Annotated in this window: 9 protein-coding genes and 1 rRNA gene; 9 read left to right on the forward strand and 1 reads right to left on the reverse strand. The window is 64.7% G+C overall.

All coding sequences use genetic code 11. The annotated features are described in order from the left end of the window. Positions 1-7 precede the first annotated feature (7 nt). From tagF to DK254_RS31905, 7 genes are all read left to right on the forward strand, one after another. Positions 8-931 (forward strand): type VI secretion system-associated protein TagF, encoded by a 924-nt coding sequence (tagF, locus tag DK254_RS31880; protein ID WP_109937042.1) that lies wholly within the window; start codon positions 8-10, stop codon positions 929-931. Further along, on the forward strand, positions 928-3,402 hold the full coding sequence (tssM, locus tag DK254_RS31885) for a type VI secretion system membrane subunit TssM (RefSeq protein WP_109937043.1): 2,475 nt from the start codon (positions 928-930) through the stop codon (positions 3,400-3,402). The genes tagF and tssM overlap by 4 nt, the downstream gene beginning before the upstream one ends. Positions 3,403-3,563: 161 nt before the next feature. Continuing rightward, entirely contained in the window at positions 3,564-4,070 is a 507-nt protein-coding gene (locus DK254_RS31890; protein WP_089394267.1) for a type VI secretion system tube protein Hcp, read from the forward strand. Between the two features lie 69 nt (positions 4,071-4,139). After that, the gene (locus tag DK254_RS33985; protein WP_146219669.1) at positions 4,140-4,595 is read left to right on the forward strand and encodes a hypothetical protein; all 456 of its coding nucleotides are present in this window, start codon (positions 4,140-4,142) and stop codon (positions 4,593-4,595) included. A gap of 176 nt (positions 4,596-4,771) precedes the next feature. Next, positions 4,772-5,845: a type VI secretion system protein TssA gene (gene tssA / locus DK254_RS31895; protein ID WP_109937044.1), complete on the forward strand. Its 1,074-nt coding sequence runs from the start codon at positions 4,772-4,774 to the stop codon at positions 5,843-5,845. Positions 5,846-6,273: 428 nt separating this feature from the next. Beyond that, positions 6,274-9,375 carry a DNA methyltransferase gene (locus DK254_RS31900; protein WP_109937045.1) on the forward strand — a complete coding sequence of 1,034 codons (3,102 nt, stop codon included), beginning with the start codon at positions 6,274-6,276 and terminating at the stop codon, positions 9,373-9,375. Continuing rightward, on the forward strand, positions 9,375-12,707 hold the full coding sequence (locus DK254_RS31905) for a DEAD/DEAH box helicase family protein (protein WP_109937046.1): 3,333 nt from the start codon (positions 9,375-9,377) through the stop codon (positions 12,705-12,707). Before DK254_RS31900 ends, DK254_RS31905 begins: the two co-directional genes overlap by 1 nt. Positions 12,708-12,731: 24 nt before the next feature. Here the strand turns inward: DK254_RS31905 and DK254_RS31910 are convergent, their stop codons facing one another. Continuing rightward, a complete protein-coding gene (locus tag DK254_RS31910; protein ID WP_371921192.1) occupies positions 12,732-13,037 on the reverse strand; it encodes a hypothetical protein in 306 nt (101 codons plus the stop codon). Positions 13,038-13,103: 66 nt separating this feature from the next. Here DK254_RS31910 and DK254_RS31915 point away from each other — a divergent pair, with 66 nt between their 5' ends. Then, on the forward strand, positions 13,104-13,913 hold the full coding sequence (locus tag DK254_RS31915) for a hypothetical protein (RefSeq protein WP_109937047.1): 810 nt from the start codon (positions 13,104-13,106) through the stop codon (positions 13,911-13,913). A 531-nt stretch (positions 13,914-14,444) separates the two neighbouring features. Next, a 16S ribosomal RNA gene (locus tag DK254_RS31920) occupies positions 14,445-15,981 on the forward strand. Positions 15,982-16,057: the final 76 nt, after the last annotated feature.

Genomic DNA, 16,057 nt, shown 5'->3' on the forward strand with positions numbered 1-16,057 from the left:
CGCGCCCATGATCGGCTGTTTCGGCAAGCTGCCGGCGGCGGCCGATTTCGTCAGCCTGCACGGTGCGGCGGAAGAGGTGCGCGAGTTCGACGCCTGGCTGCAGGCCGGCCTGGGTCGCCTGCAGGGCGTGGAAGACTGGCGCGAGCGCTTCGACCGCCTGCCGCTGTGCCATTTCTGCTTCCGTGCCCGCTCGGGCAACTGGCTGTTCGGCGGCCTGGCCAGCTCGTGCGACGCCAGCGGCCGGCGCTACCCGCTCCTGGTCTTCCAGGGCATCCGCGGCGGCCACGCCCAGGGCTTCGTCGCCCCGCACACCCTGGGCGAACTGTTCGCCGGGCAGGTCACGCCCCTTCTCAACCAGGCGCGCCAGGGCGTGGAGGCGCAGCAGCTGTTCGCCCGCATCGAGGCGCTGCGGCCCTGGGGCGAGCAGGACCTGGCGCTGTACCGCCGGGTGCACGAGAAATTCCTCGCCGACTTCAACCTGCGCGACATCGCCGCCGCGCTGGCCAACACCTACCCGGAATTCGTCGCCAGCGCGCTGCTGCACCGCCTGCATGCCCTGCGCGCACCCCTGGCCGAGGGCCGGGCGCTGGTGCTGCGCCTGCCGCTGCCGGCCGAACGCTGGCTCAAGCGCCCGGTGGCCGACCTCTGGTGCACCTGGCTGGCGCGCTTCGCCGGCGGTGCCATCCCCGTGGCCAGCCTGCTGGTCGACGACTTCATGCGCCCGGAGCTGCTGTGCTTCACCGGCCGCGGCGAAGACGCCCTGTACCGCCTGCTCACCGGCGTGGCCGGGCGCGAGGAGCGCTACGACCTGCTCGAGAGCTTCGCCGACTTCAACGAACACCACCGAGCCCTGGAGCTGCCCGACGAAGGCCTGGCGCTGCGCGACTACCTGGCGCGCTTCGCCCCGGCCGAGGAGGCGCAACCGGTATGAACAAGATCCGCTACTACTTCCTCAAGTACCAACCCTACGTCCTTGGCGTGGCCTTCTTCCTGGCCATCTTCCTGGTCTGGCGCCTGGGCCTGCTGCTGGGCTTCGCCTCGCTGCCCAGCCTGCTCGCCGGCATCGCCCTGTTCCTGGTGCTCTCGGCGCTCTACGTGCTGCTGCTGTACCGCGGCGTGGCGGCGCCGTCCCATGACCTGGAGGCCTTGCTGCGCGACGACGCCGACCAGGCCGTGCTGGCGGCCAGCCCGCAGGACCGCGAGGAGATCGGCCTGTTGCGCGAGCGCCTGCTGCAGAGCCTGGAGCGCCTCGGCGCCAAGGGCCGCGGCCGGCGCAGCCGCGACGCGCTCTACGCGCTGCCCTGGTACCTGGTGATCGGCCAGCCGGCGGCGGGCAAGAGCAGCATGCTGGCGCAGTCCGGGCTGAACTTCCCCTATGCCGACCGCGAGGGCGTGCGCGTCGCCGGCCTGGGCGGCACGCGCAACTGCGACTGGTTCTTCGCCTCCGAGGCGGTGCTGCTGGATACCGCCGGGCGCTACATGCACAACCCCGAGGAGGCCGGCAAGTGGCGCGGCTTCCTGGCCCTGCTGCGCAAGTACCGCCAGCGCCGGCCGCTGAACGGCCTGATCGTGACCGTGAGCATCGAGGACCTGCTGCAGGGTGGCGACGACGACCGCGAGCAACTGGCCAAGCGCCTGCGCGAACGCATACAGGAAGCGCACCAGCTGCTGGAGGCGCGCCTGCCGATCTACCTGGTGTTCACCAAGTGCGACCTGCTGCCGGGCTTCAGCGAGTTCCACCAGCGCCTGGACCCGGCGCGGCGCGAGGAAGTGATGGGCAAGACCTTCGCCCACCAGGGCTTCGAGCAGTCCGACTGGGGCCGGCGCTTCGACGACGCCATGGCGACCCTGGTGCAGTACTGGAAGCAGGTGGCGCACCAGCAACTGGTGGAGCAGGACATCCGCCTCACCCGCGAGGACCCGTCGGTGTACCGCCTGCCGCTGGAACTGGAAGCGCTGCGCCCGCGCCTGCAGGCCTTCGTCGCCACCCTGCTGCGCGCCAACCCCTACCAGAGCGCCGAGCTGCTGCGCGGCTTCTACTTCACCTCGGCGCTGGACAGCCGCGAGCTGCGTCATGGCGTGCATGCCGGCGCGGTTACCGCGCGCTTCGCCCTGCAGGCCGACGGCGAGCCCGGCGGCGCCACGGCGCGGCCGCAGGCGTTGTTCATCCCGAGCCTGTTCCAGAAGGTGATCATTCCCGACCAGCACCTGGTGGCGCTGTACACCAGCAACCGCCGCGAGCGCCGGCGCAAGGCCATCGGCGTCGGCGTGGCCGCCTCGCTGGCGGCATTGCTGTGCGGCGCCTGGGGCTGGTCGTACTGGAACAACCACGCCCAGCTGCGCGACATCGGTAGCGAGCTGGCCAGCGCCGCCGAGGCCGACCGCAACGACGCCGGGCGCTTCACCCAGTGGCGCAGCCTGGACGGCCTGCGCCAGTGGACCGCGCACTACTTCAACCGGCACCACGACGACGGCGTGCCGCTGTCCATGCGCCTGGGGTTGTACCAGGGCCATGCCGTGGAGCCGCTGCTGCGCGAGCGCTACTTCGCCCGCCTGGAAAGCGTGATGCTCGAGCCCACCGCGCAGAACCTGACGCGCACCCTGTACCTGCTCACCGGCATCAAGGTCTACCAGCGCAACGCCCGCGAGCTGGCGCCGGTCAGCGGCGTCGACAGCGTCGAGCCGCGCGCGCTGCCGGCGGACAACCGCGCCCAGTCCATCGCCGACTTCGGCGAGGCCGCGCTGGACACCTACGTGATGCTCTCGCGCTCCCAGCGCGAGAAGGCCGAGCCGGCCTTCCTCAAGGCGCACCTGCCGGACTACTGGTACCCGGCCATCGCCGCGCAGGTCGGCGGCAGCGACCGCGAGGCGCCCGACTACCAGTACGCCAGCCGGCAGATCGACTTCTACGCCGAGCAGATCCGCCAGCCGGACGTGCCGCGGATCCTCGACAACGCCTTCCTGGTGTCCAGCTCGCGCAACTACATCAACAGCCTGCGCTCGCAGTCGCTGCGCGCCATCGAGACCATCACCCTGGAGTCCGACACCCTGTTCGCCTTCGCCCGCGCCGACTTCCAGAGCCTCAAGGCCGGCGGCCAGCGGCAGCTCAACGCCATCGCCGGCAAGCTCCTGAGCACGCCCAACGTGGGCAAGATCGTGATCGCCGGGCATGCCGACCAGCTGGGCGACCCGGACTCCAACCAGAAGGTCTCGCTGCAGCGCGCCCAGACCATCAAGACCTACCTGGCCGGCAAGGGCGTGCCCGGGGAACTCATGGAAGCGGTGGGCGAGGGCAGCGCCAAGCCGCTGGTGAAGTGCGACATGCAGATGCCGCGGGCGCGGCTGATCGAGTGTCTTGAACCCAACCGCCGCGTGGAGATCGAGGTCCGTGCGCTCAACTGAGCCGGGCCGCCACGGCGGGCGGGAAGAAATGCCGATGGCCGTGCCCCGGGGCATGGCCGCGGTGCCGACGGAGCCTCTCTACGGATAGGGGTTTCAACGTAGGGCGACGATCTGAGCAGTTCGATGGAAGCCCGATTCACTTAGATATGGAGATATGCGACATGGCATTTGATGCTTTCCTGAAGATCGACGGCATTCCGGGTGAGGCCCTGGACGACAAGCACAAGGACTGGATCGAGGTGCTCGGCTACAACTACGGCGCCACCCAGGCCACCTCGGCCACCGCCAGCTCCGCCGGCGGCGCCTCCTCCGAGCGCGTCAACCTGAGCGACTTCACCGTGCGCAAGTTCGTCGACAAGGCCTCGGCCAAGCTCTTCGAAGCCTGCTGCAAGGGCCAGCACCTCAAGCAGGTGGTGCTGAACGTCAACCGCGCCGGCGGTGACAAGGTCACCTACTACCAGATCACCCTGGAGGAAGTGGTGGTGTCCTCGATCAACCACACCGGCGCCGCCAACGACGCCGAGTCCGGCGACCTGCCGACCGAAGTGGTGACCTTCAACTTCGCTCGCATCAAGACCACCTACACCCAGCAGAAGCGCGCCGACGGCGCGGGCGGCGGCAACGTCGCCGGCGGCTGGGACCGCTCGATGAACAAGGTCTATTCGTAATAGGTTAGCCCACGCCCCAATGAAGTCACTTTCATTGGGGCGTTGCTGAAGTTATCAGGGAGGAATTGTATGGCTTGCTATAATTCGGGAGATTTTTCAAAGTATTTTACTGAGAATATGGAGTCTCTTGGTCTTGGTGTTCCAAGCTCATTGTTTGAGAGTTATGATAAGGCTATGGCTACTGCGTCGGCACTCGTGAGTGCATTGCAGACGCTTGGGCGGAGTGCAACCTTAGCCGAGTTGGCAGGAGCCACAAATTGCGCTGAGTTACTTGTTCTCGGTGCGAGTATGGGGGCGGCCTACTATGTTGGAGCCGTTATAGGAAGTATTGCTGTGGCTTCTGGTAAGTCGTTGGGTTGTGGCACAAGCATGGCGGATATGGTCGCATTTGTTCATGCTACTCCAGGGCTTGCTTTTGTAGGGTGGAAGGATTTTTATATCCAGCATCCAGAGGTCTTTGATACAGGGCAGGCTAATCGGCGCTTGTACTTTTCTAAGTCTTTATTCGGTGCGGGGTATGTATGAAGAATATTGGATTTCTGATTCTGGCGCTAGTAATTGCTGGATTGGCTCACTTGTTCTTCCAGGTTTCGGGTAGATATGCGTTCTTAATAATTTTGGCTGTTTCAATTTTGGGGCTTGTTCTTAATGGGAAGGGGCCTAGGTTTACGAAAAAAAATAACTCGGAGTGATACTCATCGATGCCTATCTTGTCCCCTTTGCCCGCCATTGACGTCCTGGCTGCCCCCATCGACGGTGGTGCCGGCGAGGACCTGAGCTTTTCCGAGCTGTTCGATCAGATCAAGGAAGCGCGCCGCGCCGACCCGCAGTACCTGTCCCAGGGCGACTGGCAGACCGACCTCAAGCAGGCGGACTGGGAGCAGGTCATCGAACTGGCCGGGGAGGGCATCGCCCGCCGCAGCAAGGACCTGATGCTGGTCGCCTGGCTGGCCGAGGGCCTGGCCCGGCGCCATGGCTTCGCCGGCGTGGAGCACGGCCTGGCGCTGGCCACGCGGTTGCTGGAGGCGTATTGGGACAGCCTCTTCCCCGAGCTGGAAGAGGGCATCGAGCAGCGCGCCACGCGCCTGGGCTGGCTCGACAGCACCCTGGCCGAGGTGGCCAGCCAGCTGCCGCTGACCCAGGGCCAGGCGTACAGCCTGCTGGCCTACGAGGAGTCGCGCCAGGTGGAGAACCTGGCCCGGCAGAACGCCGATGCCGCCAGCGCCGCGCTGGCCGACGGCAAGATCAATGCAGAGATCTTCCAGCGCGCCGTGGTGCTGACCGACACCGCGCACCTGCAGGCCCAGCATGCCCAGATCGGCGCCTGCCTCGTCGCCTTGCAGGGCCTCGGCGCCAGGGCCGACAGCCTGTTCGGCCAGGAAGCGCCTTCCTTCCGCAACCTCGACGACGTGCTGCACCGCTGCCAGCAACTGCTGGAGCGCCTGCTCAAGGAGCGCAACGTGGACATCAGCGCCAATCCCGCCCCGGCTGCCGAGCCCGAAGCCGCGCCGGCCGCCCGGCCCGCATCCGCCGAAACGCCGGCCGCCGCCCCTGCCGTCAACGGCATGCCGCGCAGCCGCGAGGAGGCCCTGGCGCTGCTGGGCAACGTCGCCCAGTACTTCCGCCAGCACGAGCCGCACAGCCCGATCCCCTACCTGGTGGAGCGCGCCATCAAGTGGGGCGGCATGCCCCTGGACGCCTGGCTGCGCGACGTGATCAAGGACGGCGGCGTGATCGACAGCATCCGCGACACCCTGGGTACCCAGGAGTCCTGAACCTCGGCCCCTCATGGCCAGGCCGGCGGGCGCCCCGGCCGCTCGTCCGCCGGCATGGCCGGCGCAATGCCGGTACGGCGGGGCCCGCGCCCGTACCCGCTGCGGCAGCCGCCCGCCAGCGGTCGCGAACGCTGCGCTTCTCTTGTAAGATCAACGGTTTGGATTGGCAGGGCGCTGCCCAGGTTGCCAATCGCAAGTCAGTTGAGATTCACTGCCTGCCGGATCGCAGAGGGAGCTGAATCCCGATTTCCGCCTGCCACCCCGGTCGTCATGCCGCCGAAGTGCCTCGCCACCGCGGCGCGGGCCTGCGGGTGCGTGCCTCCCGAGCATAGTCAGCGCCCGCACCGCCGAACCCGGCAGCGGGCGTGGTGTGCGTTTCCCCGGCGGTGAACCCGGACAGATACAGCGGTATTGAAAAAGGCCAAGTCATGAGCGACATCCGTAACCCCAAGCACCAGGCCCTGGTCGCCAAGCTGCGCGAGATCTTCCAGATCGACCGCCCGGAGCTGGACTTCGGCGTCTACCGCATCCTCAATGCCCGTGCCGGCGAGATCAACGACTACCTGGAGCGGCGCCTGCCGGGCAAGATCCAGGCGAGCCTGGCGGCCGGCAGCGCCGCCAGCCTGCAGCAGCTGGAAAACGAGTTGCGCGAGGCGGAAAAAAGTGCCCAGCAGCTCGGCGTGAGCCCGGAACGCGTACCGCGGGTGCAGGCGTTGCGGGCCCGGCTGAAAGAGGCAGGCGCCGGCGCCTCCGAGCACGAGAACGCCGTCTTCAGCCACCTGCTGACCTTCTTCGGCCGCTACTACAACAACGGCGACTTCGTCAGCCAGCGCCGCTACAAGGGGGACACCTACGCCATCCCCTACGCCGGCGAGGAAGTCATGCTGCACTGGGCCAACAAGGACCAGTACTACACCAAGAGCGGCGAGAACTTCGCCAACTACAGCTTCCGCCTGGAAGACGGCCGTACCGTGCACTTCCGCCTGGTGGCCGCCGACACCGCCAAGGACAATCGCAAGGACAACGACAAGGAGCGCCGCTTCGCGCTGATCGAGCCCATGACGGTGAGCCGCACCGACGAGCATGGCCACACGTACGACGAAGCGCTGCGCCCCATCGAGGAAAGCGACGGGGCCGACGGCCAGCCGCTGCTGATGCTGCGCTTCGAGTACCGGCCGGTGGCCAAGGGCACCAGGCAGGAGACGCTGATCGGCAAGGCCGTGGAGACCGTGCTGGGTGACGCGGCGGTCAAGGCGCGCTGGGCCGAGCTGGCCAGGCGCGAGCCGACCGAGAAGAACCCGCAGCGCACGCTGCTGGAGAAGAACCTCACCGACTACACCAGCAAGAACACCGCCGACTATTTCATCCACAAGGACCTGGCCCGCTTCCTGCGCGGCGAGCTGGACTTCTACATCAAGAACGAAGTCCTGCACCTGGACGACCTGCAGAACGCCACGGCCATCGCCGACATCGAGAAGAGCCTGCGCATGACGCAGTGCCTGCGGGCCATCGCCCAGGAGCTGATCGACTTCCTGGCGCAGCTGGAGGAATTCCAGAAGAAGCTGTGGCTGAAGAAGAAGTTCGTGGTCTCCAGCCACTACTGCATCACCCTGGACCGGGTGCCGGAAGCGCTGTACCCGGCGATAGCCGCCAACCCCCGGCAGTGGGAGCAGTGGCGCCAGCTGGGGCTCTGGACGGGCGCGGCGAACGGCACCGAGCAGGACCTGCGCAACGCCCCCTTCCGGATGCTCGACACCAGCCTCTACGACGCCGCCTTCAAGGCGCGGCTACTGGCTTCCCTTTCCGACCTGGACGGCAGCGTCGACGGCATCTTCGTCCACAGCGACAACTTCCAGGCCCTGAGCTTCCTGCAGGAGCGCTACCGCGAGCAGGTCAAGTACATCTATATAGACCCGCCCTACAACACCAACTCCACGCCCATCCTCTACAAGAACGAGTACAAGCACTCATCCTGGATGAGCCTGATGCAGGACCGCCTGGTCAAGGGCATGGGCCTGCTGCGCTACGATGGCGTGAAGACGGTGGCGATCGACGACTCCGAGATGGTCAACCTGTCCAAGGTGATGGAGCAGGTGGCGCCGGAGCACACGCTGTCCCGCGTCACCGTGGTGCACAACCCCAAGGGCTCGATCACCCGCAACTTCAACCGCACCCACGAGTACGCCCTGTTCCTCACCCGCGACGGGCTGTCGAGCATCGCCAGGACCCTGGAAGAGAACGACACCCCGCGCAAGATGCGGCGCTGGGGCGAGAACTCCCGGCGCGTCGACCGGCGGCCGTCGTTCTACCCGATCTACGTCCTGGACGGCCGCGTCGTCGACGTCGGCACGGTGCCGGACGACGACTTCCACCCGGCCGGCAGGAACGTCCTGCTGGCGGACGGGCGCGTCGAGGTGTGGCCGATCGACCAGGACGGTGTCGAGCGGCGCTGGAACTTCGGCCTCGACTCCATCCGCCAGAACCTCGAGCGCATCGCCGCGCGCAAGGTCGGCGACGACTGGGACCTGTTCGTCACCCACGAGCAGACCGTGCCCAAGACCGTCTGGAGCGGCGGCGAATTCGATGCCGGCAAGTACGGCAACAGCCTGCTCATCGACATGCTCGGCGAGAAGCGCTTCGATTTCCCGAAGTCGATCCACCTGGTGAAGAAGTGCATCTCCCTAGCGGTCCAGGCCGACGAGCAGGCCCTGGTGCTCGACTACTTCGGCGGCAGCGGCACCACCGCCCACGCCGTGGTCGAGCTGCGGCGCGAGGCCCGGGCCGCCGGCCTGGAGCCCAGGCTCGGCTTCATCCTGGTGGAGCAGGGCGAGTACTTCGAAAGCGTGACCAAGCCGCGGGCGATCAAGGCCATCTATTCCGCGCAATGGAAGGACGGCGAGCCCACGGCGCCGCAGACCGGGCTGTCCGGCTGCTTCAAGGTGCTCAAGCTGGAGAGCTACGAGGACGCCCTGAACAACATCCAGCTCGCCCGGCCGCCGGCGGTGGGCGACCTGTTCGGCTTCCTCCCGGACCACGCGCGGGACGACTACCTGCTGCGCTACATGCTGAACGTCGAGAGCCGCGCCTCGTTGCTGTCGATCGGCGACTTCCGCAAGCCGTTCGACTACGCCATGGACATCGCGGTGGACTCCGCCGGCGCCTTCGAGCGGCGCCCGGTGGACCTGGTCGAGACCTTCAACTACCTCCTCGGCCTGCGCGTCGGCCAGGTCGATGCGCAGCTGGAGCGCGGCTTCGTCAAGGTCACCGGCACGCTGCCGGGCGGGGAGCGCTGCCTGGTGCTCTGGCGTGACTGCGAGGTCCTGGACTACGAAGGCGTCAGCCGGCTCTGCGAGGAACTGGCGATCGACCCGGCGGACAGCCGCTTCGACGTCATCTACCTCAACGGCGACCACAACATTCCCACGGTGCTCACCCAGACCGCGGCGGAGGGCGGCGCCACCCGCGAGCTCAGGCTGCGCCAGATCGAACCGGAATTCCTCGAACGCATGTTCGTCGTGGAGGCGCTCTGATGGCGCGTGCACCACGGGGCGTGTCCGGCAAGCGCAGCTTCCACCAGGAGCTGGTGCTCAACCGCTGGATGCTGGGCTTCTTCAAGGGCGGCAGCCTGGGGGCGCTGAAGCTGCGCCTGGGCGACGACCGCCACGAGGGCATCGACGACGACGGCCAGACGCTGTTCTTCCACGAGCTCGCCGGCAACCTCTTCGAGCCGCAGCGCATCGGCGAGGCGGAGCTGCGCCGCTACGACCTGAACATAGTCGCACACTGGCAGCGCATCACCGCCCAGCGCAACAAGCGCGAAGGCCACGAACTGCAGATGAAGTACTTCCAGTACCTGTCGCTGCTGTTCACCGAGATCTACCTGGACTGGTACTTCAACCGCCGCGAGGCGCTGCTCGATGGCCTGAACCAGACCCTGGCGGCCTACCGCGGGGAGGCCGGCGCCGATCCGTTCCGCGACTTCGACGCCGACGACCTGAACAAGATCGCCTTCTGGAACGCCACCGGCAGCGGCAAGACCCTGCTGCTGCACGTCAACATCCTGCAGTACCTGCATTACTTCCAGGCCGGCAACGCCGACCGCTACCCGAGCAAGGTCATCCTGCTCACGCCCAACGAGGGCCTGTCGCGCCAGCACCTGGAAGAGCTGCACCTGTCCGGATTCGGCTTCGCCCAGTACTTCAACAAGAGCCAGACGCCGCCGCGCGGCACCATCGAGATCATCGACATCAACAAGCTCGGCGACGAGATGGGCGACAAGACCGTGGCGGTGGAGGCCTTCGAAGGCAACAACCTGGTGCTGGTGGACGAAGGCCACCGCGGCACCGGAACCGCCGCGGGGGCCTGGATGAGCCGGCGCGACGCCCTGGTGCGCGGCGGCTTCGCCTTCGAGTATTCGGCCACCTTCGGCCAGGCGGTGGCCAAGGGGCTGACCGTCGACGCGGCGGAGGACGAGCTGAAGAAGAAGCGCGCCAGGATGCTGTTCCAGACCGCCAGCCTGAAGAAGCTGGACGAGGCGCAACTGGCGCAGCTGGCGCTGTCCGCGGAAGAGCTGCGCCAGGCGCGCATCACCGCGACCCGCGAGGTCTACGCCAAGTGCATCCTCTTCGACTACTCGTACAAGTTCTTCTACGAGGATGGCTACGGCAAGGACTCGCTGATCCTGAACATGAACGGCGAGGCCTACGCCGAGGGCGACAACGCCTACAAGTATTTCGCCGCCTGCCTGCTGGCCTTCTACCAGCAGTCCTGGCTGTGGAGCCGCCATCGCGAGCAACTGCAGGACTTCAACATCGAGAAGCCGCTGTGGGTGTTCGTCGGCAACAAGGTGGCGGACGAGGATTCGGACATCCTCGAGGTGGTGACCTTCCTCGCCGAGTTCCTCAACCGCGAGGCGCAGATCAAGGCCTGGCTGGCGGACCTGGTGAACGACAAGGCGCAGCTGCTGGATGCCAAGGGCAACAACATCTTCCAGGGGCGCTTCGCCCCGCTGCTGGGCTACAGCGACAGGATCGACGAGCTGTACGCCGACATCCTCCAGCGGGTGTTCAACGCCCCGGCCCGCCAGCGACTGAAGCTGGTCAACATCCGCAACAGCAAGGGCGAGCTGGCCCTGCGGGTGGGCGATGGCGAACCCTTCGCGCTGATCAACATCGGCGACGACTCCGGCTTCTTCCGCCAGGCCGAGGCCTGCGCGGCCTTCGACAGCGAGGCGGACGACTTCAGCGGCGCGCTCTTCGGCACCCTGAACCACAAGGACAGCCGGCTGAACGTGCTGGTCGGTTCGCGCAAGTTCACCGAGGGCTGGAGCAGCTGGCGCGTATCCACCATGGGCCTGCTCAACATGGGCCAGGGCGAGGGTTCGCAGATCATCCAGCTGTTCGGCCGCGGCGTGCGGCTGAAGGGCGAGGGCTTCTCGCTGAAGCGCACCAGCCCCCAGGAGCGCCCCAAGGGCCTGCACCTGGACAAGCTGGAAACCCTGAACATCTTCGGGGTGCGCGCCAACTACATCGCGGCCTTCAAGGACTACCTGAAGGAGGAGGGGATCACCCCCAGCGACGAGCTGATCGAGCTGGACCTCCCCACCCGGGCCAACCTGCCGCAGGGCAAGCTGAGGACCCTGGCGCTCAAGGACGGCTACAAGGACAACCAGAAGAAAGGCTTCAAGCGCACCCATTTCCCCTGGCTGTACGAAGTGCCCGCGGCATTCGCCGGCAAGGTCAAGCTGCCCCATGTGACGCTGGACCTGTATCCGCGCATCGAGGCGCTGAGCACCACGGCGACGGCGGGCACGGCGGCGCAGGCGCGGCACAGGGGCAAGCTGGACCCGGCGCTGTTCGGCCTGTTCGACTGGGACCGCATCTATATCGAGCTGCAGAACTGCAAGCTGCAGCGGGGCTGGAGCAACCTGCGCCTGGACCGGCAGAAGCTGGTGGACTTCTGCCAGGGGCCGGCCGACTGGTACACGCTGCTGATCCCGGCCAGCGAGCTGGCGATCACCGGCTACGCCGACGTGCGCAAGCAGGAAGACATACTGCTGCGCCTGCTGGTGGACTACACCGAGCGCTTCTACAAGGCCCTGAAGAGCGGCTACGAAGGCCAGTTCTACGACGTGGTCCAGCTGGACGGCGGGCATGGCTCGATGCTCAAGGGCTACCGCTTCGAGATCGAGGGCAGCGAGCAGGGCCTGGAGTACTTCCGCAAGCTGGAAGAGCTGAAGGCGCTGGTGGCGCAGGGGCGGCTCGACCAGGCCGGCCAGTGGAGCGCGCCGCACATGGTGGCCATCAGCTTCGACCGTCACCTGTACTACCCGCTGCTGTCGCTGGACGACAAGGACGCCGTTCCGTTCAAGCTGCGCCCGCTGGCGTTCGACGCGCCCAGCGAATGGGCGTTCGTCAGGGACCTGGAGGCCTTCCACGGCTCGCCCGCGGGCAGGAAGGCCATCGGCTCGCGCAGCCTTTACCTGCTGCGCAACGCCGCCACCCAGGACAAGGGGCTGGGCTTCGCCACCGCGGGCAACTTCTATCCCGACTTCCTGCTCTGGCTGGTGGATGACGCGACGGGGCAGCAGTGGCTGACCTTCGTGGACCCCAAGGGGCTGCGCAACCTGGACCTGGCGCATCCGAAGCTGGGGCTGTACAGGGAGGTCAAATCGATCCAGGCCACGCTGCCGGGCGAGCAGGCGCTGGTGCTCAACGCCTTCGTGCTGTCGCCGACGCCCTATGCGGAACTGCTGAACGTCGCGGAGCACTGCCCGAAGGCGGAGCTGGAAGACCGTCACATCCTGTTCATGGAGGACGGCGCCGGCGGCTATCTGGAGAAGATGTTCGCGAGGATAGGGTAGGGGGGGGCAGGCTGTGGCCGGGGGCTACAGCCAGTGGGCGGGAACTTCGATCTCGTAGTTCTTGGCCACGATGGCCAGCGTCCCGGCGATTTCGGCGTGGCGCGCCTGCTGTGCGCTGTTCCAGCTTTCCCGGTTGGCCAGCAGGGTCTTGAGTTCCTCCAGGTTGTACATGCCCAGGCGGAGGAAGTTGCCCCAGGTCGGGGCGCCGAAGAGGTTGTAGATGGTGGTGGTGTCGTCGCGCTCGCTGGCCAGGCGCTTGGGGCCGGTCAGCTTCTCGGCGGCGGCTTCCGCCTCGTCGCGGTCTTCGTAGGTGTTGAGCAGCTTGATCATGAAGAACGTGTGATCTCTTCGTGTAGCATGGCTGAGGGGCGTCGATTGTAGGGAGTTGATGTTCGCATGTCGAATCCATGGAAGGCCTGCAACCTGTACCAGAACCTGCTGGAATCGCTGCCGCCGGGGCTGGTCGCCCGCGTCCCGGCGGCGCACTCCAGGCTGCTCGCCTGGCAGCCGGAGTCGCGGCACTACTACCAGACGATGTACCTCGACCAGGCACAGGGCGCGCCAGCGCGGAAAAGGCCCGGCGACAAGGTTTGCCGCGAGTGCGAGCATTTCCACCTCTCCACGCTCAAGCATATAGACAAGAACCCGGACATCGACCTGGGCAATGAACTGGAGGCGGTGTTCGAATCCTACTTACAGCAGGTCCTGGATACCCTGGTTCCGGGGCTCGTGGTCGAAAGGGCCGACCAGCAGGAACTGCACATGCCGGATTTCCAGGTACGGCATGTGCAAAGTGGCGAAGTCCTGCTGCTGATGGAGTTCAAGGTCATATTCCGGCCCTTCCTGCTGATCTCGAAGAAGGTCAACCCGGCCTACGAGTGCTATTCCCACTCGATGACGCTGGACGTCGCCGGCAAGCTGGACGCCCAGCGAGAGTTGGTGGTCAACGGCCCGGGAGTGCACAAGTGCGCCTATGTCTACTGGTACGACCTGCCCTGCGTGAAGGGTGTGTTCTGGATGTCGGCGGAAGACGTGTACCGGCACCAGGACGAGCAGGTCGCCTATAAGAGGAAGGTGGTCAGTGGCGACATAGGGGCGGCGGGGCAGGTCAGGGGCGCGGTCAGGAAGCTGTACTTGCCGCTCTATCAGATGAACGACTTCGATTCGCTGGTCTCGCTGCTGCAGGAAAGAATGCCGTCGAAATAAAAGTTTCAAAAAGTCGTTGACGGGCATTCTGAAGTCCCTATAATGCGCACCACTCCCAGCGACGAAGCGCTGAAAGAGCTTGAAAATCAAGCACTTAAGCAGGTTCGAAGTTGGGGTGGTGATCAGGCAGGTGCTTCACTTGCCGCCTTTCGGTTCGATAGCTGCTCCGGCAGCGGGCCGAAAAGGAAGATCGCCGAGGTGCTTGACAGCGAGTTTGAACGCTGTAGAATGCGCCTCCCGCTGACGAGAAGCTTAGGCCGATCGAAAGCGCAAGCGGTTGAGTAGGAACGAAAAATTCTGAAAATAACGCTTGACGGAATAAGAGGTTGGCGTAGAATGCGCGGCCTCGGTTGAGACGAAAGAATCAACCACTGCTCTTTAACAAGTTGAATCAAGCAATTCGTGTGGGTGCTTGTGGGTTAAGACTGGTGATCGCAAGATTATCAGCATCACAAGCAACACTCGTGAATTCGAGAGTTTTTTGCGATTGCTGAGCCAAGTTTAGGGTTTTCTCAAAACCCGATCAGTATTGAACTGAAGAGTTTGATCATGGCTCAGATTGAACGCTGGCGGCAGGCCTAACACATGCAAGTCGAGCGGATGAAGGGAGCTTGCTCTCTGATTCAGCGGCGGACGGGTGAGTAATGCCTAGGAATCTGCCTGGTAGTGGGGGACAACGTTCCGAAAGGGACGCTAATACCGCATACGTCCTACGGGAGAAAGTGGGGGATCTTCGGACCTCACGCTATCAGATGAGCCTAGGTCGGATTAGCTAGTAGGTGGGGTAATGGCTCACCTAGGCGACGATCCGTAACTGGTCTGAGAGGATGATCAGTCACACTGGAACTGAGACACGGTCCAGACTCCTACGGGAGGCAGCAGTGGGGAATATTGGACAATGGGCGAAAGCCTGATCCAGCCATGCCGCGTGTGTGAAGAAGGTCTTCGGATTGTAAAGCACTTTAAGTTGGGAGGAAGGGCTGCAAGTTAATACCTTGTAGTTTTGACGTTACCAACAGAATAAGCACCGGCTAACTTCGTGCCAGCAGCCGCGGTAATACGAAGGGTGCAAGCGTTAATCGGAATTACTGGGCGTAAAGCGCGCGTAGGTGGTTTGGTAAGATGGATGTGAAATCCCCGGGCTCAACCTGGGAACTGCATCCATAACTGCCTGACTAGAGTACGGTAGAGGGTGGTGGAATTTCCTGTGTAGCGGTGAAATGCGTAGATATAGGAAGGAACACCAGTGGCGAAGGCGACCACCTGGACTGATACTGACACTGAGGTGCGAAAGCGTGGGGAGCAAACAGGATTAGATACCCTGGTAGTCCACGCCGTAAACGATGTCGACTAGCCGTTGGGATCCTTGAGATCTTAGTGGCGCAGCTAACGCGATAAGTCGACCGCCTGGGGAGTACGGCCGCAAGGTTAAAACTCAAATGAATTGACGGGGGCCCGCACAAGCGGTGGAGCATGTGGTTTAATTCGAAGCAACGCGAAGAACCTTACCTGGCCTTGACATGTCCGGAATCCTGCAGAGATGCGGGAGTGCCTTCGGGAATCGGAACACAGGTGCTGCATGGCTGTCGTCAGCTCGTGTCGTGAGATGTTGGGTTAAGTCCCGTAACGAGCGCAACCCTTGTCCTTAGTTACCAGCGGGTTATGCCGGGCACTCTAAGGAGACTGCCGGTGACAAACCGGAGGAAGGTGGGGATGACGTCAAGTCATCATGGCCCTTACGGCCAGGGCTACACACGTGCTACAATGGTCGGTACAGAGGGTTGCCAAGCCGCGAGGCGGAGCTAATCCCAGAAAACCGATCGTAGTCCGGATCGCAGTCTGCAACTCGACTGCGTGAAGTCGGAATCGCTAGTAATCGTGAATCAGAATGTCACGGTGAATACGTTCCCGGGCCTTGTACACACCGCCCGTCACACCATGGGAGTGGGTTGCTCCAGAAGTAGCTAGTCTAACCTTCGGGGGGACGGTTACCACGGAGTGATTCATGACTGGGGTGAAGTCGTAACAAGGTAGCCGTAGGGGAACCTGCGGCTGGATCACCTCCTTAATCGAAGATCCCGGCTTTCTCATAAGCTCCCACACGAATTGCTTGATTCACTGGTAAGCGACGGTTAGGCAACCCT

Origin of the sequence: Pseudomonas sp. RW407 (genome assembly GCF_003176655.1) — a bacterium.
GTDB classification, from domain to species: domain Bacteria; phylum Pseudomonadota; class Gammaproteobacteria; order Pseudomonadales; family Pseudomonadaceae; genus Pseudomonas; species Pseudomonas delhiensis.